This is a genomic window from Alistipes sp. D31t1_170403_E11 (assembly GCF_015553985.1).
Taxonomy (GTDB): Bacteria; Bacteroidota; Bacteroidia; order Bacteroidales; family Rikenellaceae; genus Alistipes; species Alistipes montrealensis.
The window spans coordinates 372,893-396,612 of the sequence record NZ_JADNHQ010000003.1 but is presented as its reverse complement, the minus strand read 5'-3'; the positions used below and the strand labels follow the sequence as shown (position 1 = coordinate 396,612).

Annotated in this window: 17 protein-coding genes; 9 read left to right on the top strand and 8 right to left on the bottom strand. The window is 53.3% G+C overall.

Annotated features, from left to right (window positions below):
- Window positions 1-242: 242 nt before the first annotated feature.
- The 5 genes from I2E69_RS08070 (at window position 243) to I2E69_RS08050 (ending at window position 11,975) form a co-directional block, all read left to right on the top strand.
- A complete protein-coding gene (locus tag I2E69_RS08070; RefSeq protein WP_262894105.1) occupies window positions 243-2,540 on the top strand; it encodes an ATP-binding protein in 2,298 nt (765 codons plus the stop codon).
- 480 nt (window positions 2,541-3,020) lie between these two features.
- Window positions 3,021-5,987 (top strand): hypothetical protein, encoded by a 2,967-nt coding sequence (locus tag I2E69_RS08065; protein ID WP_195460620.1) that lies wholly within the window; start codon window positions 3,021-3,023, stop codon window positions 5,985-5,987.
- A gap of 4 nt (window positions 5,988-5,991) precedes the next feature.
- Window positions 5,992-10,476, top strand: coding sequence for a DUF6443 domain-containing protein (locus I2E69_RS08060; protein WP_195460618.1), 4,485 nt, complete (start codon window positions 5,992-5,994; stop codon window positions 10,474-10,476).
- A gap of 6 nt (window positions 10,477-10,482) precedes the next feature.
- On the top strand, window positions 10,483-11,001 hold the full coding sequence (locus I2E69_RS08055) for a hypothetical protein (RefSeq protein ID WP_195460616.1): 519 nt from the start codon (window positions 10,483-10,485) through the stop codon (window positions 10,999-11,001).
- Between the two features lie 257 nt (window positions 11,002-11,258).
- Window positions 11,259-11,975: a CatB-related O-acetyltransferase gene (locus tag I2E69_RS08050; protein ID WP_195460613.1), complete on the top strand. Its 717-nt coding sequence runs from the start codon at window positions 11,259-11,261 to the stop codon at window positions 11,973-11,975.
- On the opposite strand, the gene I2E69_RS08045 is transcribed toward I2E69_RS08050, so the two are convergent.
- The 3 genes from I2E69_RS08045 to I2E69_RS08035 form a co-directional block, all read right to left on the bottom strand.
- Window positions 11,883-12,248, bottom strand: a complete 366-nt coding sequence (locus I2E69_RS08045) for a DMT family protein (RefSeq protein WP_195460612.1) — start codon at window positions 12,246-12,248, stop codon at window positions 11,883-11,885. The genes I2E69_RS08050 and I2E69_RS08045 overlap by 93 nt on opposite strands.
- Before the next feature lie 105 nt (window positions 12,249-12,353).
- Complete coding sequence (locus I2E69_RS08040; protein WP_195460610.1) at window positions 12,354-13,013, bottom strand: HAD family hydrolase; 660 nt, start codon at window positions 13,011-13,013, stop codon at window positions 12,354-12,356.
- 62 nt (window positions 13,014-13,075) lie between these two features.
- On the bottom strand, window positions 13,076-15,565 hold the full coding sequence (locus I2E69_RS08035) for a DUF5686 and carboxypeptidase-like regulatory domain-containing protein (RefSeq protein ID WP_195460608.1): 2,490 nt from the start codon (window positions 15,563-15,565) through the stop codon (window positions 13,076-13,078).
- Window positions 15,566-15,647: 82 nt separating this feature from the next.
- Between I2E69_RS08035 and ybaK the strand changes: the two genes are divergently transcribed.
- Entirely contained in the window at window positions 15,648-16,139 is a 492-nt protein-coding gene (ybaK, locus tag I2E69_RS08030; protein ID WP_195460607.1) for a Cys-tRNA(Pro) deacylase, read from the top strand.
- A 74-nt stretch (window positions 16,140-16,213) separates the two neighbouring features.
- Here the strand turns inward: ybaK and rfbB are convergent, their stop codons facing one another.
- Genes rfbB through rfbA form a run of 5 tightly spaced genes read right to left on the bottom strand, consistent with a single transcriptional unit; the run spans window position 16,214 to window position 20,434 of the window.
- Entirely contained in the window at window positions 16,214-17,272 is a 1,059-nt protein-coding gene (gene rfbB, locus I2E69_RS08025) for a dTDP-glucose 4,6-dehydratase (protein WP_195460605.1), read from the bottom strand.
- A 6-nt stretch (window positions 17,273-17,278) separates the two neighbouring features.
- Window positions 17,279-18,136, bottom strand: coding sequence for a glycosyltransferase family 32 protein (locus I2E69_RS08020; protein WP_195460603.1), 858 nt, complete (start codon window positions 18,134-18,136; stop codon window positions 17,279-17,281).
- Window positions 18,133-18,993 (bottom strand): dTDP-4-dehydrorhamnose reductase, encoded by an 861-nt coding sequence (gene rfbD, locus I2E69_RS08015; RefSeq protein WP_195460601.1) that lies wholly within the window; start codon window positions 18,991-18,993, stop codon window positions 18,133-18,135. Before rfbD ends, I2E69_RS08020 begins: the two co-directional genes overlap by 4 nt.
- Window positions 18,990-19,553, bottom strand: coding sequence for a dTDP-4-dehydrorhamnose 3,5-epimerase (gene rfbC / locus I2E69_RS08010; protein WP_195460599.1), 564 nt, complete (start codon window positions 19,551-19,553; stop codon window positions 18,990-18,992). The genes rfbD and rfbC overlap by 4 nt, the downstream gene beginning before the upstream one ends.
- Window positions 19,550-20,434 (bottom strand): glucose-1-phosphate thymidylyltransferase RfbA, encoded by an 885-nt coding sequence (gene rfbA, locus I2E69_RS08005; protein WP_195460597.1) that lies wholly within the window; start codon window positions 20,432-20,434, stop codon window positions 19,550-19,552. Before rfbA ends, rfbC begins: the two co-directional genes overlap by 4 nt.
- Window positions 20,435-20,593: 159 nt before the next feature.
- On the opposite strand from rfbA, the gene I2E69_RS08000 reads away from it, so the two are divergent.
- The 3 genes from I2E69_RS08000 to I2E69_RS07990 are packed head-to-tail and all read left to right on the top strand — an operon-like array spanning window position 20,594 to window position 23,709.
- Window positions 20,594-20,986 (top strand): WbuC family cupin fold metalloprotein, encoded by a 393-nt coding sequence (locus I2E69_RS08000; protein ID WP_195460595.1) that lies wholly within the window; start codon window positions 20,594-20,596, stop codon window positions 20,984-20,986.
- Complete coding sequence (locus tag I2E69_RS07995; RefSeq protein ID WP_195460593.1) at window positions 20,983-22,074, top strand: nucleotidyltransferase family protein; 1,092 nt, start codon at window positions 20,983-20,985, stop codon at window positions 22,072-22,074. Before I2E69_RS08000 ends, I2E69_RS07995 begins: the two co-directional genes overlap by 4 nt.
- A gap of 51 nt (window positions 22,075-22,125) precedes the next feature.
- Window positions 22,126-23,709 carry a hypothetical protein gene (locus I2E69_RS07990; protein WP_195460591.1) on the top strand — a complete coding sequence of 528 codons (1,584 nt, stop codon included), beginning with the start codon at window positions 22,126-22,128 and terminating at the stop codon, window positions 23,707-23,709.
- Window positions 23,710-23,720: the final 11 nt, after the last annotated feature.

Genomic DNA, 23,720 nt, shown 5'->3' with positions numbered 1-23,720 from the left:
CAATGCAGAATTACGATGGCATTATACCTTAATAATTAATGCTATATAGTTTATTGTATGTGCCTCTGTCGATCTTGTTCGATTTACTGTCGGTTCTCTGTCAATGCCTTATCCTGCTCCGTCCGAATTCGACCTATTGTTTTTAGGCCGTACGATAGAAAAGTCGATTATTTTATCGTATATTTGCTAATATCCAAACGAAGAGGGCGTCGTATATGCCATATGGCGGTCTTGAATGAATTATGGCGACACGGAAAGCAGACTACAGAAGAGACGACGATCGGGAAACTGCGAAAACCGCATTGGATTACAATGCGGTTTTCGATGCAAGCCCTGTCGGTTTGGAATATTATGACAAAGACGGCATTTTGGTCGATATAAATGAAAGCGCGCTGCAGATTTATGGCTGTGGGGACAAGGAGCATTTATTGAAAAGCCGGATATGTCTTTATGACAACCCGAACTACAAATCGCAGATAAAGGACGAGTCCGACAGGTATCGCCCCTGTGTCTGTGATTTCTATTACGATTTCGACCTGCTTAAAAAGGAGAATTATTATTCGAACAGTACTCGTTCGGGCAAGATCCGGATCCAGAACAACATAAAACCGATATTGAACGAACGGGGCGAAATCGAAGGGACGATTATTTCCACCCGGGACATTACGGAAGAGTCCAACCTGAGTTCCCGTTACGAACAGTTGCACAGGGAGCGGGAAACCATTGCCGAAACGCTTCCTGTCGGACTGGCCATATACGATAAAGACGGCTATCAGCAATTCATCAACCCTGCGCTGGCCTCTATTTTCGGCGTAGATGATATCGGGGCCCATTTGGCCAAACACATCAATCTGTTCGAAGACCCGATTATTCCCGACCACCTCAAGGCCGAGATTCGCACCAACGACCTTACGGAGGCAAGTCTCGAATACAACCTGCAAACCGCGGCCCGGGAACGCTATTTCGAAACCGGATTGTCCGAATCGATTTTCCTGAACTGCAAAGTCCGGAAAATAAAAGACAGCAACGGCGGCGTGCAGGCTATCATGCTGCTCGTCTCCGATGCGACCAATTATGAAAAGAAAAACCAGGAGTTGCAGGAAGCCCACCAGAACCTGACTTTGGCTTTGGATGCCGGGGATATGGCTGCCTGGATGTACGATATAGACAAGCGGATTTTCTACACCGTTCTGGGCAATGCCCTTGCCGGGGAAGGACTCACTTTTGAAGAAAACCTGAACAGGCTCCATCCCGACGATCACCGGATGCAGATTGAATTGTTGGAAGCTGTGATTCGGGGCGAAAAGGAAAAAGGGATCGCCGTATTCCGCTATTTGTCGGAGAACGGAGAATACCGTTATTACGAAAGCCAGATTATTCCAAGGAAGAAGAACGGTAAGATAATATGCCTCACCGGTACGCAGAAGGATGTTACCGAATGGTATGGCATGACCCAGGAACTTAAAAAGATCAATAAGCAGAATGCGCTGATCCTCAATAATATCAATTCTGGGTTGGTGTATATTTCACCTGATTATAAGGTCATCTGGGAAAATGTCTCTTCCATCTTCCCGGCCCAGGCGGACGGCAAGCGATACTACGAGGCCGGAAAATTGTGCTACCGAAGCAGCCGTGACGCGGACGTTCCGTGCCAGGGCTGCGCCATGATGCGGGCAATGGCGTCCAAGCATGTCGAGCATGCCGAATTTACTACTCCGGAAGGCATTTTCGAAATCTATGCCAATCCGGTGCTGAATGAACAGGGCGACGTGGAAGGTGTCATTCTCCGTATCGACAATATTACCCATCGCAAGCAGATTCAGAATGAGTTGGAAATGACCCGTAACGAAGCGCTTGCGGCCAAGGAAAAAGCGGAACAGTCGGATAAACTCAAATCGGTTTTCGTAGCCAATATGAGCCATGAAATACGGACTCCGCTCAATGCCATTGTCGGCTTTTCCGAGTTGCTCCATACGGCGGAAAGCGAGGAGGAAAAAGACGAGTTCTGGAAAATCATCTCTACCAATAACGATCTGCTGCTTACGCTCATCAACGATATTCTCGATCTTTCCAAGATCGAAGCCGGTTATGTCGACCTGGTAAAGGATGAGTTCGATTTGGCCGGTCTGTTCGGGGATTTGGGTGCTGTTTACAGCCAGAAGATGAATCCCGGGGTTTCTTTTGCCTGCGAGATTCCGGACGGGAATTACAATGTCTGCCTGGATAAAGGGCGCCTGAGCCAGATTGTGACCAACTTTGTCAACAATGCGATTAAATTCACGAAGAACGGTTCCATCCGAATCGGATATACCGTTGACGGTGGTCGATTGAGGGTTTATTGTACCGATACTGGAATCGGCATTCCGGAAGAGAGCCGGGAAAAAATATTCAACCGCTTCGAGAAGCTGAACGGCTTCGCCCAGGGAACCGGATTGGGACTCTCTATCTGCAAAGCGATTGTCGATGCGCAGGGCGGGAACATCGGGGTGGATTCCGAGGTCGGCAAAGGTTCTACATTCTGGGCGGAACTCCCGCTGTAACGGTAATTTTGCGGTTGCCAATCCGCTGAACAGGGCATTTATTAAATTTCGTGACCGGCGGCGTCACGATAAATCAGTGAACGGTATAGGGCTTATCCGCTAACAAGTTTTGCCTGCAACATCATTTGACCGTGCGTCCAAGAAACGCACGGTCTGCGCTTTTTTACTATTTCACATCCTGATGCCAGTTTTTTTACTTGACCTTCTCTGCGGATAACGGGACGGATACAAAGAGGCAATCGCTGAATAATTATGTTTTTTGAGGTTTTGCAACCTCGAAATCCCTCATTTAACCCTTGAAAGTGTTTGTTAGGATTTTTGTGCGCTAATATTGCTGATTGTCAAGTATTTGTCGTGTTGTTTGTTAGCGGCTGTTTTCGTCGGGCGAACGGAATAATAAATTATTTTTGGTATGGTAGACAGATGGGGTATCTTCCCGCTCTGCCGATATGTCGTATCCATAAAATTCATTCTTGACCCATGAGAAAAATCGCCGTTTTTATCTGTCTCTGCCTGTCAGGCAAGGAGGCTTATTCTCAATCGGAGGCTTTCTCGCCCACCGTAATTCCGCCCGCGACGGCGGAAATCATCAAGTTTATTGACCATCCGGTCGATCTCGCCTATGGTCTTGCAAGCGTCGAGATACCCCTGTACGTCATCAAGCAGGGCGATATCGAAATTCCCCTCTCGATAAAATACCACGGAGCGGGACTTAAGGTGAATGAACTGAACAACCGGATAGGCTCGGGCTGGAGCCTTGATTTCGGACCGTCCTTGGGCCGTAAGATAAACAGTATGCCCGATGATTATTGTTATATGCGTAATGGCGGCTGGAAGAAGTACCGCGATCGCCTTACCTATCTAAGATACCTTGCCGAAGGGGTGGAAGACGAGTATCCGGACGTATATTATTACAAACTGTTGTCCAACTCGGGAAAATTCGTCTTCAACCGGGGATCTTCCTCGGACTATAAGGATCCGGTCATCGAGACTATTCCCTTCGAGCCGGTGAAAGTAACTACCGCCAATAACAATACCGATCTTTCGGCTTTCAATATCTGGGATGACAAAGGCTATTTTTACCGGTTCGGAGTGTCGTTGAAAGGTTCGGGTATTTATGCCTACGACCGGAATGCTTCGTCCCTCTGCACTTCCTGGAAAATCATGGAGGTGGTCTCTCCGGACAAGGCCGACACCGTTTCGTTCGGATACACCAAGGAGGATTACAACATCTACCTGCCGTCGATCGACGACTATGTTACAGTGGAAGATATTTATAAGGCGACCCCGGGGTATATAGATATGGACAGGGCTGTTAAATATTACGGTATTCAGTATCTGAAGTTTCCTTTCATGACCGAGCGGACCGGGGCTTCAAGGGTACGGGTGTCCAATATCCTGGAAGACGAAAAAAATGAGGTTAGCTGTTATTCACCGCCCGAATATGCCACCCCTTCGGCCAATACCTTGTCGCATGAAAGGTATCTTACCTCTGTCGAATCCAGAACCGTGCGAGTAGATATTTTTAAGGCTGCGGGCTCGGTTACCAATCACATTGAAAAGATAACCGTTACCGACAAGGCGACCAATAAAGTTATTAAAACGATCGAGTTTACCCACTCCGCCTTCAATCCGCCCGCAGAGAACCCGTATTCGAAAAAGAAATTGGACGAAATACGTATTTACGGCGAAAATCACCGGTTGGATCAAACGTACAGTTTCGATTACTATAATCCCCAAGGTGTTCCGGCGGCCAATTGCAGGGGCGTCGACCATTGGGGGTATTACACCGGCATCAATCCATCCACGGCAGTACCCTTACAGGAGATCGACTGCCTGTATTACCACGAGGACGGCGGTTGGGCGGGGTCCGATACGCGCCATTTGCAAATAGGGAGCGCCGGCAAATCTCCGAATGACTGCTCCCAATACGGTCTTTTGAAGTCGGTGACCTTTCCGACCGGACGAAAATCGACTTTCCATTACGAGCAGAACCGGCGAAAGGATTATGACGGTGCTGTGGAGTTAACAGGAGGGAACCGTATCGGGAAGATCGAGGAGTTCGATCCGGTGAGCGGCGCTACCGTGACGCGAACCTTCAAGTACGGCCAGAACGAGGACGGAGGAGGGTATCTTAGTCGTGAAGTAACGCTGGACGATTATATGTATGAATACCTTAATTACGGATATCCGAGCGATATGGAAAGTTATACGCTGGCGGATATTACCCGGATCAGGATTTATACCCCTACGCCTTTGAACAACCTGTTTTTTCAGAACGGGGCGGTCGTTTGTTACGACTATGTTACGGAATACGTGGACGGAAAAGGGAAAACGGAATACGTTTATGATGTCGGAGGAGGTTCCTCTTCGTCCCGGATTCCCGGCACTACGCTGGTCGCAGATATCGAGTCGGGATGGATGCGTGGCAAATTGCTGCAAAAAACCGAATATAAGTACAATCCTAAAACGAGCGACTACTGTCCTATCAGAATGGAGACGAACGAATACGCGTTCTACAAAAACAAATCCATTCCGTTCGGAATGTGTTATGCTGCGGCGAGGTCGAGATACCCGGATTTCCCCGACAATGTGCTCAAAAGCGAAGGCTATGTCCTTCCCGGAGAGTACGGCTTGTCCTATTATGCGTCTTATTCGATTTCGACGGGCTGCAACAGGCTGACTAAACAGACGATCCGGACGTTCGACGAGAACAAGACTTCGACCAAAAGTATTGTCTATGTATACGGCAATCCGGATCACATGTATCCTACGAGAGAAACGGTGCAGGCCGATCCCTATCCCGTGGTGATGGACTACAAGTATCCCCAGGATCTGACGTTCGCCGATTCCCGGGAAGAGGCGGGGCGTACCGGGTTGATAAACAATAATATACTTTCAACCGTGTTGCTGGCCGAAAAATCCGTTTCCGGTAAAACGTGGTTTACCAAAACGAAATACCTGAATACGGACAGCAATCCGATACCCCGTGCCGTGAGCATTTCGGAGGGGCCCGGATTGAATCGACTGCGCATGAAACAGCGTGTCGACAAATTCGACGTGATGGGGAATCCCGTGCAGATCACCGACAATGAGAAAACGTCCGTTTACCTGTGGGGATACGGTGGCCGCCGGTTGATCGCCGAGATACAGAATGCCACCTATGCAGAGGTAAGCGCCTCGTTGGGCCAGTCTGTGATAAACCGCATGCTTACCGGACTCTTCCCGGGCGTCAGCGATCTGCTCAGCCTCAATGATTTGAGGACCCGGCTTCCCGGCGCGTTGGTAACGACCCTTGAATACAAACCTTCCGTGGGTATCAGCCGTATAACCGATCCCCGGGGGAAATGCACAAACTACGAGTACGACCATGCGGGACGATTGAGTAGAGTCCTGGATCATGAAAACAACATTCTGGAAGAGTACCAATACAACTATTGCCAATAATACCATGAAAAGATATATTGCATTTTTCATGCTCAGCCTGCCGATAGGGGCGAGTGTGGAAGTCTCGGCAGCAGTCGTTTGCCCGTCACCGGCGACCGATTCCCTCGGCAGGAGTGCAGTCTATGCCGCTTCGCCGTCTTTATCCCTTTCCGGCGATCGTAACTATGTGCTTCAAAAGAGATACACCGCAAAGCAGGCCGGAAATCCCATAAATACGATCAGTTATTACGACGCTTTCGGCCGGCTTTCCCAGACGATCGAGATGAAGTTCACTCCCGAGGGTCGGGACGCAGTCTGTTTCAACGAGTATCTGCGCACGCAATCCCTGGCGAAAGATACGCAATGGCTGCCGTGGATCATGCAAGGAAACGGCGCGTTCAATACGCTGACCTCCCCGTTGAAGGAGAGTATCTGTGACTATCACGGCGATTCGGCGCCGTTTGCGACGACCTATTACGAAGCCTCTCCGGGAAATAATCCCGTGGCGCAGTACAAGCCCGGGTACGATACGTTTACCGACGAAGAGCATATGATTCCACAGCCCGGAGAGTTATCTGTCTGGCAGCCGATCGGGGGTAATACGGAGGCGGATATTTTGAGGATTCAATCAGCTGAAAACGGCTATTATGCTTATTTCGAAGATTGCTTTTCTCCCGGAGAGTTAACCGTGAGTAAACTGGAAGGTGAAAACAGAAAAGAAATTTTTGTATACAAAGACCTGTCGTCGAAAATAGTGATGTCGAGAATGTTTGGAGAGAATGGAGAATCTCTGGATACTTATTATGTTTATAATGAATCCGGTCCGAGTCTGGTCATTACGCCAGAACTGGTTCCGCTTCTTAAAAAATATACTTATATGGATCCTTCTGATATGGAACGGGCATCATCCGGTTATGCCTATGTCTATGATCGGTATAATCGGATAACGGAGAAAAAAGTACCCGGAACGGATGTATGGACCGTGATTATTTATAACAAAGCCGGCCAGGTCGTCCTGTATTCTGCAGACGGCTGTCCGTCTGACGGTAATTTGATTTATTTTACCTATGACAACTCCGGTAAAGTGTCCGGGAAGAGCGAGGTCTCTACTTCGCTCAATATGATGTATGAAATCAGAGATCGGTTTTACGTTTCCACAGCCTCCGAGAAGCCCGATCTGTGGAACCTGTTCACCAAAAATGAATTCTCGTACGTAGGGCCGTATGACGGCGATGTGGCGATAAATACGGGTTATGAGCATCCCGATCCCGAAGATTTGTCGGGAATACCGTCCGAAAAATTGCCGGCACATCCCGGGCATTCTGCGGAATTCAGCGAAGGACTTAACGACGGCGGTTGGAATTGCGTGAAACTGGCGCTGAATGAAGCTGCCGACGGCGTCCGGATCGACGGATATTATGGGTCGGGCGAGCTTGTTGCGAGCAGATCGGCGGATGAAGACGGCCGGAAGAGTTTCCTTTTCAGGGATCAACTGGGGAGAGATGTTCTTTCGAGAAGGATCGGGGATGGCGGCGTGTATTTCGATACCTATTATGTGTATGACGAATTGGGCAATCTCGCCATGGTCTTTCCTCCGGCGCTGGATTCTTTGCTCAGGAGTCGGATTGATATGAGTGTCGACGATCCGAAGTTCGCGCAATACGGTTATGCGTACAGGTATGATCCCTATAATCGTGTCGTGGAACGCAAACTTCCGGGAGCCGGATGGATTTATCAGGTTTACGATAACGCCGACCGTCTTGTATTGACTCAAGACGGGGAGCAGCGGCTCCGGAACGAGTGGACTTATTGTGTTTATGACAAACTGGGCCGCTTCGTTTCCCGAAGTCTGGTCCGGAATGGCGGTTCGTTGTCGAGGGCGGTCCTGCAAGCCCGTTACGATGCCGCGGACTTCGATAATTCCTATCCGGTTTTGGGAGGATCGGATAATCCCTACAAACCGTTTCCGACAAACGAATTCGTATTGATCGACATTCTGTCCGACGACAGATACGGGGGCTATGAGTATCTGCCCGTTTGGAGCGGGGCATCCGTCCGTCCGTTCCAGTCCGGTATTTCGGCGTTCGAAATTCCCTCTTATCTGGCGTTTTCTCCTGTGGATGACGTAGTTATCGATTCAGATGTCGACAACCGTACGACAGGCCTGAAGGTCTATGACAGACAATTAATGCTGAACCCTGCAAACGATGGGATTTCGCAGGCGTATGTCGAGCGGGCTTATTATTACGACAGCAAAGGCCGGGTTGTTCAGACGGTCGAACGAAACCACCTGGGCGGCATCAGCCGGACGAGCGTCAAGTACGATTTCGTGGGAAATATCCTTGCGCAGTGCGAATCGCATCAAACGGAAGCCGGTGATACGCCGCCGGATACGAAGACCACCCGGTTCGGCTACGATCTTCGGGGACGGTTGTTGTCCGAGGTTTCGATTCTCGATGGCAGCGCTCCGGCTGTTGTGCGGTACGGTTATGATGATCAGGGGCGTCTCGTTACCAAGACGTGTGGCGAAACGAGCGTCAGCGCCAAAGTCCGGGTAGACAGTACCCGTTGGCTGAAGGTCGATACGTCCAAACCCCTGAAAACGAACTGGTCGGTTTCGGACATTATGGTTTACGGCTCTTCCTCCCATTTTTCCGATTACGATATTTACGATTTTGTAATCGAAGACGACAGCGACGTAATCAATCCCGAATACTTTATCTGTACGGACGCCTCCAATAGCCGGATCGAATATTACTATCTTCCGCAGATGGAGAAACTCAATTCGGAGATCGTCTCCTGGGCCATTGCGATGTACTGCGACTTTACATGGGACAAATCGCCCAGGCTCGAAGTCGTTACGATTCCGTTCCCGGGCGCAGGCGTCGGGCTCTCGGAAGTGGACGTGTATCGGGAAAGCACCGGCGCGGGTCTGACCGAAGAGTTCGGGTACACGCTTCAGGGTTGGCTCTCGGAGCAGCGCGGCGACAGGTTCGGAATGCGGCTCCGTTACTATGATCCGCAGCATTCGGATACGAAGCCGAGCTATACGGGTAATATCACCGAGTGGGATTGGCAGCACCGGGGACCCGACATTGCCGACTCCCAGCCAAACACCTATTGCTTCGCTTACGACGCTCTGTCGCGACTGACGGATACCCGGCAGTATATTGCGGGCGTTCCGGACGACCGGTTTGTTGAAAAAGGTCTGTCCTACGATCGTAACGGCAATATACTGACGCTAAAGCGGACCTCCGGCGGTGTGATTGCCGACAGCCTTGTCTATAGTTACTCGGGCAATCAGTTGACTGCGTTGTCCGGCACGATCTCTCCCTTCGACTACACTTACGACGCCAACGGAAATATGACGTACGACGGAGCGAATAACCTCGATCTTACGTACAACCTGCTGAATCTGACCGAAAAAGTTAGCGGATCGGATGGAATTGAGGCAAACTATTCGTATCTTTCGGATGGCACGAAACTCTCGGCGACGGATGCCTCCGGCAATGGGTTGTTTTATCTGGGTTCTTTGGTATATAGGAAACAGGGCGGTAAACTTTCGCTTGAAAGCGGGTCTTTCGGCGGGGGCCGGTTTGTCGCGACGGCTTCGGGGCTGTCGCCTGTCTACCATCTGACCGACCATCTGGGCAGCGTTCGTGTCGTGTTTGATGCCGACGGCGAAATCCTCGAGCGCAACGACTACTACGCCTTCGGTCTTCGCTGGGACAATTCCGCATCTCCGATCTCCGACAACCGTTACCGCTACAACGGCAAAGAAGAGCAGGCATTTGTAAATGTTCCCTATACCGATTACGGCGCACGGATGTACGATCCGAAATACCGGCTCGGTTGGGGAAGCGTAGATCCGTCGGCGGAAAAATATTATCCGGTTGGTCCGTATGTTTTTTGTTTGAATAATCCAATTCGTCTTATTGATCCGGATGGTAGAAAAGTTTATTTTGCAGATGGGGTATCTCAAGAATTTAAAGATAAATTTACTGCTACAATCAGATACATGAATAGTAAAGGAACTTCGGGGAATATGGCAAAATTAGAAGCTTCGGAGAATGTATATTACATAAACGAAGCTAAATCTGTATATAAAACAAATTTTAATACTAAGACTAAAACTATAAATTGGGATCCTAATCATTTGGTATTAACAGACGAAGGTATTCTAATGTCTCCTGCTACAGCATTGGCACATGAAGCTGATCATGCTCAGAGATATGATAAGGTTGTGCGGGAGAATGATGATTCTGCTAAAAAAGAATATAATGATTCGATAAAACCTAATTCCGATAACCAATATTCAACTAAAGAAGAAAGACGTGTTATTCAAGGGGCAGAACAAAGTGCAGCCCGTAAACATGGCGATATAAATGCAAAACAAACAACGCGAAAAAATCATAAGGGAACACAAGCTAATTTGAATGTTTCTAATATGAAACCGGGCGAAATCTCAAAAAAAATATATGAATCAAATAATCAATACATAATTAACTAAGTTCGCATGATGAAACTAATAGCTTATATAATCCCGGTGATCTGTTTTTTGCTTGCTGTAAGTTGCCGCGAGAAGAATGTCGGTGATAAAAATTTCGAGAAAGTAATTATTTATTACAATTCTAATACGGTTCCGTGGGGGCTAATGAAAGTTATTGATGTTTCAGTCGGCGATTTTCTTCAAGATAGTCTCAATCTGCGTAAATTAGTGTTGGCAGATAAGGATTCATTGCGGCATATTTCTGAAATCATAAATAGTTCCGAATTTTCTCGTCTTAAAGTAAATGATTATGTCGACACATCGATAGCCGTCTTGTTACATTTTAAAGACCGGATCGATACTCTTGCAACTGATGCTTTTCCACGGTCTCCCATTCAATATAATGATATGACTTTTACAGATAGTATGCTGATATATTATTTTATCGATATTATTCGGGAACATGACCCGTTGTGGGATAATGACGCGGAGGACTATTATTACAATGAAACGTATAATTCTCTTCCCCGATCTATATTTGACTAATACGCTTGCTTTGCCCCTTCTATATTCGAAAAAATGTAGAAAATGTTTGGTCAAAAATATTTTGACAGGCATTCAAAAGACTAAGATCAAAAAGAAATCCCATCAATCTTTCACATGATGGGATTTCTTTTTGTATAGTATTTTTGATCTTACTTACAACCGGCTGCATCTGACCGAAAAAATCTCCGGGATCGGCAGGTGTTTTTAAATGCGCTTTTGCTACCTTTGTTATCGTTGCGCTAAATTTATTGAGAACAATGGTAAAAAACAGAATTTATCCCCGTGAAGGGGACCTGCAAACCGTCTATCTGAAAGAGGTGGTCCGCAATCCGAATATTGAGGTCGGGGAATATACGATTTACAACGATTTTGTGAACGACCCCAAGGAGTTCGAGCGCAACAACGTCCTTTACCATTATCCCGTCAACGGCGACAGGCTGGCTATCGGCCGCTTTTGCTCGCTGGCCTGCTGCGTGCGGTTCCTGTTCAACAGCGCCAACCATACGCTGGGGTCGTTGTCGACCTATCCGTTCCCGATTTTCTGGGGCGAGGAGTGGGGGATCGACAAGTCGGAAGTGGCTTCGGCGTGGGATAACCGGGGCGACATCGTCGTCGGTAACGACGTGTGGATCGGTTACGAGGCCGTCGTGATGGCGGGGGTTACGATCGGCGACGGGGCGATCGTCGCTTCGCGGGCTGTCGTGACACGCGACGTACCTTCCTATGCCATTGTGGGCGGTGTGCCCGCCAAGGTGATCAAATACCGGTTCGACGACGACACGATCCGGCGCCTGCTCGAAATCCGGTGGTGGGAGTGGCCGGCCGGAAAAATCCGTAAAGCCCTGCCGTTTATCCGCAGCGGGGCCGTCGGCGAACTGTCGTTATTTGCGGAAAATGAAATAGACGGCCAGGATCAGGCAGACGAACCCTGCGACATGGTTCCACCGGAAGGTATCGGACTTCATAAAGAGTAACGCGAAGAGAGCGAATACCGTAAGCGACACCACCTCCTGTATTACTTTAAGCTCCCACAGCGAGAACGGACCGCCGAATTCGGCGCTTCCGATGCGGTTGGCCGGGACCTGGAAGCAGTATTCAAACAACGCGATGCCCCAGCTCAGCAGGACGATGGCGAGGATTCCGAACCGTTCGAGTCTGGATTTGAAGGCGATATGGCCGTACCATGCCAGCGTCATGAAGGCGTTGGAGACGACGAGCAGCAAAATGGTGGTAATTCCCTTGAACATGACACGCGTTTTTGACCGCGCAAAAGTAGCAAAATTTTGCATACGGCGTTCTTTCTGCCGCGAAAATTATTGCGACCCGTTTTCAGGCTCCGGATGGGCGCCCTTTCAGGCCAGCAGCGCGTCGATGTCGGTGATGTCGGCAAAGGTGTCGACGACGATGTCGGCCAGCGATTCGCCCTCCAGTACCTCGCGCGGAAGGGTTGTCGTAAGGGCTACGGTCCGGCCTGCGCCTGCGCGCCGGGCCGCCTCGAATCCGGCCCTGGCGTCTTCGAAGATCACACAGTCGGCGGGCGATACGCCCAGCGCTGCGGCCGCCGTCAGGTAAATCTCCGGATCGGGCTTGCAGTGCGCTACCATGTCGCCCGAAATCTTCACCCCGAACCAGGGATTCAGGCCACACTTATCGAGCACGAAATCGACGTTGGCTTTGCAGCCCGACGAACCCACGGCGCACGGAATCCCCGCGGCGTGGAGTTTTTCGAGCAATTCGACCAACCCGTCGACGGGGCGGATATCCGGGGCGTATATTTCGCGGTAGATGGCCTCCTTCTCGTCGGCCAGTGCCGCGAGTCCTTTTTCGCGGATCACCTCCTCGGGCATTACCAGGCGCATGATGTCGTCGTTGCCCATGCCGAAGCCGTTGTCGAGTTTCTCTTTCCAGCCGGTTACCCCGTAGCGGGCGCAAAAGATTTCGAACGCCCGGACGTGCACCGGGGAGTTGTCGACCAGTGTGCCGTCCATATCGAATATAGCTGCTTTCTTCATCGTGGTTCAGAGTTTTGAGCCGTAAAGATAGGCAAAATCCCCGACACGCCGGCTGCGGCCTGTCAGAATTTGAGTCGCAGGCTCAGGTTGACGGCGAAGTTCTGGATGTCCTGCCCGGGTTTCGGATCGCGGTGGGTGATTCGCCAGATGCAGTCCACGCGGAAGAGTTTGAATATATTCTCCACGCCGAACCCCGCTTCGACATACGGGTCCGACACCGAAGTCATGCCCACGGGGAAGAGCAGGTCGGCCTCGGTTGCGGCCAGCGACCCGTTGTTTTCGCGCGATAGCGTGCCCCAGACCCCTTTGCATACCAGTACTTCGCGCCATTTCAGCTTCTTGATCAGCGGCAGGCGTCCCAGCAGGATGCCGTTGAAATGGTGCTCCCAGAACCACGACACCCACGTATCCGAGGCGAACTCGTAGAAATTCATGCACGAGAAGGCATAAGGGTCGTAGAAATAGGTTCCGTTGCCTTCGTGGAGTTTGAGCAGTTGGTAGGGAACTTTGCCGAAGATGCGTCCGCCCTGCACCGTGATGTCCGAATAGCCGATCGGCGGCAGTTCGGGGCGGTAGCGGAGGGCTCCTTCGAGGCGGTAGTATTCGTAGCTGCCGCGCAGCACGTCGGGAATCCCGGCCGAGAATCCGAGTGTCAGGATCGGATAGACGGAACCCATGTGCTGCTTGTCGAAGGGCATGCGGTAGACGGTTTCATTTTTCGAGAGGCGGATGCCGACGTGCACCGCGGCGTCGGACACCGAGTTGACGAGTGTGCCGTCGGGCCGCAGCATCGGCACGTAGCGGTTGGCGAAGATACGCTGCATGCGTGCTCCGGCAAAGGTGCTTACGCCGTGACACCATTCGTGTTCGTAGACCGCTTCTCCGCGGTTGACCATCGAAAGCCGCTGGTCGCCGCGCGAGAGGATCGACGAAAGTATATTACTCTCGGTCAGGGCGTTTTGCCCGGCGCCCAACTGCATCACGTCGTGCCTGGCCGTGAAGGTCAGCTTGCGGGTCAGGTGGCGGTTGAAGGCCAGTTCGACGCTGCCTCCGCCCTTCACGTCCTCGTCGCGCGTGCCGTAGGCCACATAGCCCCCGACGCGCACCGTGCGGCTCACGTTTGTCGTCGTGCGGCCTCCCAGTTGCATGCGGAAGCCTTCGAGTTTGTTGAAACTGGCCAGTTTGTAGTAAGGGCCGATACCGATGTATTTCGTATTCCAGTAGCCGACGATCACCGTGTTGATGAACGTGTAGATATTCCGGTAGAGCGGTACGTGCTGTACCGAGTCGACCATGGCGTAGATTCCTTTCTCCTTTTCGCTCAGTTCGTAGGGGCGTATCTGTGCCCAGAACTCCTCTTTGTTGTGTTCGGGCTGTTCGTCCCGTACCACGACGTTGTTGTCCATGCGCAGAATCTCGTCGGGAAGCGGCTGGCCGATACGTACGTCGGAATAAGCTACCTCGCGCGTGCCGATAAACGAGGTGAGTTTCGACGAATCGGCCGTCGCGATAGAGAACTCCGCCGCCACGCGGTCGCGGACACGGAACCAGCGGCCTTCTGCGGTAGGGCGGTTCTCGTTGTCGAGCATCAGGTGTTTGACCCAGTTGACGTTAACGCCTTTGGGCATGCGCGCCGAAGCCGACTGGAGGGCATAGGTCGCCGAATCGATGTTGACTTCGCCGTCGAGCACCGGGGTGGTAAGGCGTTTGGGATGGAACCGGATTTTGTAGACCTTGCGTCCTTCGGTCACCACGCTGTCCACCAGGAAATAGTTGTAGAACGCCCGTCCGCCGTCGGCCAGCGGGCTGGCGAAGCGCACGTTGAAGATGTCGATGAAATTGTTGTAGAAATTCACGTCGCCGTGCATGCCGCCCGTGAACTGCGCCATGGCGAAGTTGTCCTCGACGCCCGAGATGCGGCTGGCGCGGATCACCTCGCGTTTGAATGCCGGACGGCTGCTGCGGTAGAGGTCGGCCGTGGCTTCGGAGATCATCGCCGGGAGGTAGGCCTGTCCCGTGAGCGCCGAGGTGTCCACGTAGTCGAAGACGAACCCGAAGTTGCGCTGGAGCCGCCGGCTCCGGAACTGCGGTTTGATGTTCGCGAGGTCCAGTTCCATCTTGGTGTAGGTGCGGCAGCTGTACGTGTCGTACTGATCGGGATCGTTCCGGGGTTTGTTGCGTATAACGCCGTCGAGAATGGGGTAGGCGGGGTTCGCTCCCGGGGTGATGACCACCTGCCCGATGCCGAATTCCACGGCTTCGAGGGCGAAATCCACGTGGTTGAAACTTCCCGGTGTCAGCGGCAGGGTCTGCGTGGCGTAGCCGACCATCGAGGCCTGCACGCGGCTCACGGTATCGCGGGTTTCGAGTGCGTAGATGCCCTGTTCGTCGGTCGTGATTCCTATTGTGGTTCCCGGAAATACGACGCTGACGAATTGCAGGGGTTTTCCGTCCGCGGCATCGGTCACCTGTCCGCGCACACGCGTCGTTTGCGCCGAAGCGCCGACGGCCCAGAAAAGTCCGGCCAGTAATATGATTATCCGTAGCTGCATGACCCGGCAAATGTAGCAAAAAAGCGCATATTCGGGTAATTTAAACTACCTTTGCGGCAGATAAGAAGATAAAAGGAACAATATGGCACATACGAAAGTTGAAAAGACGAATGCCGCACGGTTGCTCGACCGTGCAAAGGTTGCTTACGAACTGGTTCCCTACGAGGTCGACGAGGAACGCCTGGCCGCAACGCACGTCGCCCGGCAGTTGGGCGAAGACATCGAGTCGGTTTTCAAGACTCTCGTGCTCAGGGGCGACCGCACGGGCTATTTCGTCTGTGTCGTGCCCGGCCACCACGAAGTCGACCTGAAAGCCGCCGCAAAGGTTTCGGGGAATAAAAAAGTGGATTTGATCCCGATGAAGGACCTGCTGCCGGTGACGGGGTATATCCGCGGCGGATGCTCGCCCGTCGGCATGAAAAAGCCGTTCCCGACCTACATTCACAGCACGGCCGCCGGACATCCCTTTATCTACATCAGTGCGGGCGTGCGCGGGCTGCAATTCAAAATCGCCCCTTCCGACCTGGCGGCCTATGTACGGGCGACGCTGGCCGACATCAGCCGCGAGGGATAGTTTTCAGAAATCCGGAGTTTCCTGCATTTTTCGGGCGACGTTCCCGCGAAAGTGCCATACGGATGTTTTCGGGACTACCTCCCGGTATACATTTCTTCGTAATACCGTTCGTACTCCCCGGAGGTGATTTTATCCATCCACTTCTGGTTGGCGAGATACCACCGCACGGTCTTTTCGATGCCTTCCTCGAATTGCAGCGAAGGTTCCCAGCCCAATTCTTCCTTGAGTTTGCGCGAGTCGATCGCGTAGCGCAGGTCGTGTCCCGCACGGTCGGTGACGTAGGTGATCAGCTTCTCCGAAGTGCCCTCGGGCCGTCCCAGCAGACGGTCCACCGTCCGGATGATTACCCGGATCAGGTCGATGTTCCGCCATTCGTTGAACCCGCCGATGTTGTACGTTTCGCCGTCGCGCCCTTTGTGGAAAATCAGGTCGATGGCCCGCGCGTGGTCCTCGACGTAGAGCCAGTCGCGGACGTTCTCGCCTTTGCCGTAGACCGGCAGCGGCTTTTCGTGCCGGATGTTGTTGATGAACAGCGGGATGAGTTTCTCGGGGAACTGGTACGGTCCGTAGTTGTTCGAGCAGTTCGTCACCACAGCCGGAAGTCCGTACGTGTCGTGAAACGCCCGCACGAAGTGGTCCGACGAAGCTTTCGACGCCGAATAGGGCGAGTGCGGGTCATAACGGGTCTGTTCGGTGAAGAGCGTCCCGTCGAATTGCAGGGCTCCGTAGACCTCGTCGGTCGAGATATGGTAGAAACGTCTGCCTTTCCATGCGCCGTTCCAATGCTCTTTGGCGGCTTGCAGGAGCGCCAGCGTTCCCATCACGTTGGTCCGTGCGAAGGTGAACGGGTCGCGGATCGAGCGGTCGACGTGGCTTTCGGCCGCAAGGTGGATCACCCCGTCGAAATCGTATTTTGCAAACAGGCTGCACATTGCGTCGTAATCGCAGATGTCGGCCTTGACGAAGGTGTAGTTGGGGCGGTCCTCGATGTCCCGGAGGTTTGCGAGGTTTCCCGCATAGGTCAGCTTGTCGAGGTTGACGATGCGGTAATCGGGGTATTTTTCGACGAACAGCCGCACGACGTGCGACCCGATGAATCCGGCGCCGCCGGTGATCAGGATACTGCGTTTCATAGCCGGTTATTTGGTTGTTTTCTTGTTTTCTGCGCGTTTTTCCCGCCAGCGGCGCCAACGCCACCATCGCATCTTTGCCGCGTATTTCAAAATAAGGAAAAGACGCTGGTTTCCGATCGCCTGCCTTTTCAGGCGGTCTTTCGGGTCGAGCCAGCTTCCCGCGCAGTGGTGGAAAGCCATCGTGCGCAGGCGCAGCAGGTGGATGCAGCTCGGCAGCAGGCTGTTCCGGCCGATGTATAGTTTCTCCCCGGCGTCCGTGTCGAGTATCTGGGTTTTGTCCAGATAGCGGAATCCGTGCCGTTCGGCGATCTTGGCCGTGACCAGCGGCATGGTGAGGTCCACGCGCAGCGTGCCGTCCGGCTCGCGGAAATGGTGTCCTTCGTAATAGTCCATACACTCGCGGATGAACCGGCTTCCTTTCGCCGCGCCCATGATGGCAGCCTGCAACCCGTATGCTGGGACGAAAGCGTCGCGGTCGAAGGGGATGCCCTGTGCGTCGACCGGGACCTCGGCGCGCTTATAGTGGATCGGGCTGTATTCGCCTGCGGTGAAGAAGTCGTAGCCCAGCAGTTTGTCGAACGACTTGAGCACCTCGACATCCGAATCGAGGTAGATGCCGCCCTCGGTGTAGAGGGCGTAGAGCCGGATGTAATCCGCAGCAAAGGCCCATTTGCGCCCCTCTACGGCCTCCTCGACCCATTTGACGGCGTGGATGTCGAAGTTCTCCTGCGTCCAGCATTTGAGCGTGTAGTCCGGCAGGCGGCGTTTCCAGCTCGCCATGCACTCCTGTAAAAATGCCGGAACGGGTTCGCCGCTCAGCCAGCACCAGTGGATGATCTTGGGTATTCGGTTTTCGCGTTTCATCGCAGCATGTTTTTCAGGCAGTAGAGCATCGACTCCCGCCAGTGGGGGATTTCGACGCCGAACGTGGTTTTGACCTTGGTTTTGTCCAGCACCGAGTAGGCCGGGCGGGCGGCTTTGGTCGGAAATTCCGACGTGTGGCAGGGCATGATGCGGCATTTGTCGTGCCCGACGGCGGCCGCAATCTCCACGGCGAAGTCGTACCACGAGCATACGCCCTCGTTCGTAAAGTGGTAAAGTCCTTCGTTTCCGGCAAAATAACCGCCCTCGATGATCGAGAAGATCGTCATGGCCAGGTCGCCGGCATAGGTCGGGGTTCCCACCTGGTCGAAGACTACGTTCATGTGCTCTTTTTCGCCCGTCAGGCGCAGCATCGTTTTCAGGAAGTTGTTCCCGTACTCGGAGTAGAGCCACGCCGTGCGGAAGATCAGGTATTTGCACCCCGACGCTTCGACGGCCTTCTCCCCCGCGAGTTTCGTACGCCCGTAGGCTCCGAGCGGCGAGGTCGCCGCCTCTTCGGCGTAGGGGCGGTGGGCCGTGCCGTCGAAGACGTAGTCCGTCGAGACGTGGATCAGCGTCGCCCCGGCCGCAGCCGCGGCTTCCGCAAGGTTTTTCACGGCTTTGCAGTTCAGCCGTCCGGCGGCCTCTTCGTCCTCTTCGGCCCGCTCCACATTGGTGTAGGCCGCACAGTTGACGATCACTTCGACGGCGTTTTGTCCGACGGCCTGCCGCACGGCCCCGGCGTCGGTGATGTCCAGTTCCGCTACGTCGGTAAACAGGTAGTTGTTGGGCGATACGGCGCTGAGCCGCTGCATTTCACGGCCCAACTGGCCGTTGGCGCCCGTTACGAGTATATTCATAATTGGGAGTATTCGAATAGTTCCGGGGCGTCCTCGAGCAGCGGGTTGCGGCGGTCTTTCTCCGAAAGGAGGATGTCGCCGGCCGGAAGCTGCCAGTCGATCGCGAGCGCAGGGTCGTCCCACGCGATGCCGCCCTCGCTGCCGGGAGCGTAGTAGTTGTCGCACTTATATTGGAATATGGCCTCTTCGCTCAGCACGGCGAATCCGTGGGCGAATCCCCGGGGGATGAAGAGTAGCCGTTTGTTTTCGCCGCTGAGTTCTGCGGCGACATGCCTGCCGAAGGTCGGCGACCCGCGCCGGATGTCCACCGCTACGTCGAGTACACGGCCTTGTACGACGCATACCAGTTTGGCTTGCGCAAAGTCCCCCTTCTGGAAATGCAGTCCCCGGAGTACGCCGTAGTGCGATTTCGATTCGTTGTCCTGCACGAACCGCACCGGACCTGCCGCCTCGTCGAACTGCCGCTGCGAAAAGCGTTCGAAAAAATAACCCCGCGCATCCCCGAACACCTGCGGTTCGAAGATCACGACGCCGGGGATCGCCGTTTCCATCACTCTCATCGTTTCGATTCTTCGATTACTTTCAACAGATATCGGCCGTACTGGTTTTTGAGCATCGGCTCGGCCAGCGTACGCATCTTCTCCTCCGTGATCCAGCCGTTGCGGTAGGCGATGCCTTCGAGGCAGGCGATTTTCAGCCCCTGCCGTTTTTCAATCACTTCCACGAAGATCGAGGCCTCGGCCAGCGAGTCGTGCGTGCCTGTGTCGAGCCACGCGAAACCCCGCTGGAGGGTCTGCACCTTCAACTCCCCGGCCCGGAGAAACTCCTGGTTTACCGTGGTTATCTCCAGTTCGCCCCTTGCCGACGGTTCGATCGACTTGGCGATCCCCACGACCTTGTTCGGATAGAAATACAGGCCGACTACGGCGTAATTCGATTTGGGCTGTGCGGGTTTCTCCTCGATCGAGAGGCAGTTGCCCTGGGCGTCGAACTCTGCGACGCCGTAACGCTCCGGGTCCTCGACCCGGTAGCCGAAGATGGTTGCACAGCCCTTTTCCTCCGCATTGCGCACGGCCTCCCGGAGCATACCTGTAAATCCCGACCCGTGGAAGATGTTGTCGCCCAGGACAAGACATACCGAATCGTCGCCGATGAACTTTTCGCCGATCAGGAAAGCCTGCGCCAGCCCGTCGGGCGAAGGCTGCTCGGCATACTCGAAGCGTACGCCGTAATCCGAGCCGTCGCCCAGCAGCCGCCGGAAGCCCGGAAGGTCCGCCGGCGTCGAGATGATCAGTATCTCGCGGATGCCGGCCAGCAGCAGCGCCGACAGCGGATAGTAGACCATCGGTTTGTCGTATATCGGGAGCAGTTGTTTGCTGACTCCCTTCGTTATCGGGTAGAGGCGCGTTCCCGAGCCTCCTGCTAAAACGATACCTTTCATCTCCTTGCGTCGTTATACTGCCCCGCGGTCGTCCTGCGGGGCTGGAAAGCGGATAATTTTGATCGAAGGTACGCTTTTTTTGCGAATTTCCGATTCCCGTGTCCGTTTTTTTGCAAAGTATCGCTATCTTTACCGGGACTAATTCAAATCCTCGACACGATGATTCTCGACGATAAACTTCTGGACGAAGTAACTGCCCGGGCAAAGGACAGCGAACGCCTGCGGATGAATTTCAACCTTCACGACTCGCTCGACGCCAAGGCCCAGCGCCTGCTCAACGCGCTGGAACCGGGCACGGTGCTGCCCGTTCACCGCCATCCCCATACGGCTGAAACCTACGTTATTCTGCGCGGCCGCTTCGATGTGATTTTCTGCGACCAACGCGGCAACGAGACCGAACGCTTCGCCCTCGATCCGCGCAAAGGCGTATACGGCATCCACGTTCCGAAAGGGCAGTGGCATACGCTGGAGGTTCTCGAAAGCGGCACGGTGCTGTTCGAGGTCAAGGACGGTCCTTATACGCCGTTGGCGCCGGAGGACATGGTGCGATGACGCGGGCCGCTGAAAATCTGTTCGCCCTGCTGCGGGCGACGCTGCACGGCCGTATGGACGACGCTACGCTGTTCGAAAACTGCGATGCAGGGCTCTGGCGCGGGATTTACGACCTTTCGTCGGCCCAGGGCGTGCTGGCCCAGGCATGGGACGGGCTGCAATTCCTGCCTGAAACGATGCAGCCTCCCAAAGGGCTGCGCCTGCAATGGGCTGTCAATGTCGACCAGATCGAAAAGGTCTACCGCCTGCAGGAGAAGGTCATCGCCAAACTCGCCTCGTTCTACCGGGAACACGCCATCCCGATGATGGTGCTCAAAGGCTATGGACTGAGTCTTTTCTATCCCGTTCCGGAGCACCGCCCCTACGGGGACATCGACATCTGGCTTTTCGGCCGCCAGCCCGAGGCCGACAAACTGGTCGCCAAAGAGTGGGGCGCTCCGGTCGACGTACATAAGGAGCATCATACGACGTTCGACATCGATGGCGTCATGATCGAAAACCATTACGATTTCGTCAACACGCTGACGCATGCCTCGAACGCGCGCCTCGAACGGCTGTTCAAACAATATGCAGCGCAGCCCGGCGAGTCGGTTGCCGTCGCCGGGGTCGCCGTATACCTGCCTTCGGAGCAACTCAACGCCCTGTTCCTGCTGCGCCATGCTGCCGTCCACTTTGCTGCGATCAACATCGGACTGCGGCATGTGATCGACTGGCATGTCTTCGTTGCGCACTGCCACGACCGGATCGACTGGGAGGCTTTGTACGCTGCTGCCCGGGATGCCGGGATGACGGAGTTCCTGAACTGCCTCAATGCCATTTGTGTCGATTACCTGGGGCTCGACCCCGCGGCAGTTCCCGGTATGGTTCGCAATGCCGATCTCGAAGAGCGTGTGCTGGACGAAATCCTCAGTCCCGCATTTTCGGATAGAGCGCCGTCGGGCCTGCTGCGTGTCGTCTGGTTCAAGACCCGCCGCTGGTGGACAAACCGCTGGAAACACCGGATCGTCTTCAACGAGAGCCTCGCCGGTGCTTTTGTGCGTTCCGTCTGGGCCCACCTCAAACGCCCGCAATCCATCGGAGCGAACTGATTCCGGGAGTCGGCTTTTGCCGGCTCTTTTTTTACTACATAATCGGATAGTATGGTAAAGAAAATGAGCCACAGGGAATTCGTGCGTGCGCTGAAAGCGCAGAAGCCCAAAATCACTGTCTTCGGAACATATCGGAATAGCCTCTTCAGAGTTGCCGTGAAATGCGATGTATGCGGTTGGGAGTGGGCGCCGATTGGAGGCAGTTTATTGCGCGGACACGGTTGTCCCAAATGTGGAGGGACAATGCAGAAGTCCCACGCGGAATTCGTAGAGGACCTGAAATCCAAAAGGGATGACGTGATTATTGTCGGCCCGTATGTGAAAGCGCTCGAAAAAACCAGATTCAAATTTCTGAAATGTGGGCACGAATGCGATATCACTCCTGCGCATATCCTCAGCGGCCGGGGATGTCCGTTATGTGGACATTCCCGCCGGGGAGCCTCTCAGCGCTTGACAATAGAAACATTTTTGAAACGTCTGCATAAAATCGACCGAAATCTTGTTGTTAGGGAAGGCGGGAAGTATATAAACTATACTACATCCATACCTCTCCGCTGCGCTGTCTGCAAATATGAATACGAAATAAAACCGAGCGATGTTTTGAACAGTCGTGGTTGTCCTAACTGTCACAGAGCATGTACCTCTTTTCCGGAGCAGTTTATTTACCACGCCTTTGTCCGTATGCTCGGCGAATCGGAAGTTCTGTCGCGGGATAAGACCGCCATAGGGGCCGAATTGGACATCTATATCCCTGCCTTGAAGGCGGCCGTAGAACCCGGTTCGTGGTATTGGCACAAGAATCTGGTGGCGAGGGATCTGGAAAAACAGTTGCTGTGCAAGGATCGAGGAATCCGGCTTATAACCGTATATGATCACTATGACGCTGCGACTGTCCCTTTTGAAGATTGCCTTGTGACGCCTTGCGATCTTGCCGCCCGCCGGAATATGGATCGGCTGATCGAGATGACAAGAACCCTCTTTGCCGAATTCGGACTGGATTCAAATCTCGATATAAGCGAATGGGAGAAGATCAAAAGATGCGCTAAAAAAGATTCAAGGCGGATAACCACCGAAGAATTCAAGGCGGAGTTGGCCGGGATCAATGATAAAATTGAAGTTATCGGCGAATATACGAAAGCCAACGATAAAATCAAAGTGCGGTGTAAGGTCTGCAACCATGAATGGTCTGTGGCGCCGACTACTTTACGCCGGGGCTCGGGATGCCGCAAATGTACCGGTACTTTGCAACTTACGCATGACCAATTCGTTGAAAGATTAAACTTATTGCAACCCGGCATGATTCCACTGACAAAATACATCAACATGAAAACCAAGGTAACGATAAGATGTAAAGCATGCGGATATGAATGGCTTGTTTCTCCGATCCATCTTGTGTCGAAGTCGGACAGGACCGGCTGTCCGAGATGTTCGAATAAAACACGCAGAACCCATGATCAGAGCAGGAAGGTAAGGTGTATCACTACCGGAGAGGTATTCGATACGCTTCGGGAAGCCGCCGCCAAATACAATATAAGTAGTTCGGTGATCGGTCAATGTTGCAGCGATCCCCCGAAACTAAAGCGTGCCGGTGGTCGGGAGTGGGAGTACATCGACCTGCTTTCCGAGGGGCGTTAACCTGACGCGGC

Coding starts and splice junctions, on each gene's coding strand:
- I2E69_RS08065 (WP_195460620.1), top strand. CDS start 3,021: ATGAGAAAAATCGCCGTTTTTATCTGTCTCTGCCTGTCAGGCAAGGAG.
- rfbB (WP_195460605.1), bottom strand. CDS start 17,272: ATGAAACGCAGTATCCTGATCACCGGCGGCGCCGGATTCATCGGGTCG.
- I2E69_RS08020 (WP_195460603.1), bottom strand. CDS start 18,136: ATGAAACGCGAAAACCGAATACCCAAGATCATCCACTGGTGCTGGCTG.
- rfbA (WP_195460597.1), bottom strand. CDS start 20,434: ATGAAAGGTATCGTTTTAGCAGGAGGCTCGGGAACGCGCCTCTACCCG.
- I2E69_RS08035 (WP_195460608.1), bottom strand. CDS start 15,565: ATGCAGCTACGGATAATCATATTACTGGCCGGACTTTTCTGGGCCGTC.
- I2E69_RS08000 (WP_195460595.1), top strand. CDS start 20,594: ATGATTCTCGACGATAAACTTCTGGACGAAGTAACTGCCCGGGCAAAG.
- I2E69_RS07995 (WP_195460593.1), top strand. CDS start 20,983: ATGACGCGGGCCGCTGAAAATCTGTTCGCCCTGCTGCGGGCGACGCTG.
- rfbD (WP_195460601.1), bottom strand. CDS start 18,993: ATGAATATACTCGTAACGGGCGCCAACGGCCAGTTGGGCCGTGAAATG.
- I2E69_RS08055 (WP_195460616.1), top strand. CDS start 10,483: ATGATGAAACTAATAGCTTATATAATCCCGGTGATCTGTTTTTTGCTT.
- I2E69_RS08040 (WP_195460610.1), bottom strand. CDS start 13,013: ATGAAGAAAGCAGCTATATTCGATATGGACGGCACACTGGTCGACAAC.
- rfbC (WP_195460599.1), bottom strand. CDS start 19,553: ATGAGAGTGATGGAAACGGCGATCCCCGGCGTCGTGATCTTCGAACCG.
- ybaK (WP_195460607.1), top strand. CDS start 15,648: ATGGCACATACGAAAGTTGAAAAGACGAATGCCGCACGGTTGCTCGAC.
- I2E69_RS08045 (WP_195460612.1), bottom strand. CDS start 12,248: ATGTTCAAGGGAATTACCACCATTTTGCTGCTCGTCGTCTCCAACGCC.
- I2E69_RS08050 (WP_195460613.1), top strand. CDS start 11,259: ATGGTAAAAAACAGAATTTATCCCCGTGAAGGGGACCTGCAAACCGTC.
- I2E69_RS08060 (WP_195460618.1), top strand. CDS start 5,992: ATGAAAAGATATATTGCATTTTTCATGCTCAGCCTGCCGATAGGGGCG.
- I2E69_RS07990 (WP_195460591.1), top strand. CDS start 22,126: ATGGTAAAGAAAATGAGCCACAGGGAATTCGTGCGTGCGCTGAAAGCG.
- I2E69_RS08070 (WP_262894105.1), top strand. CDS start 243: ATGGCGACACGGAAAGCAGACTACAGAAGAGACGACGATCGGGAAACT.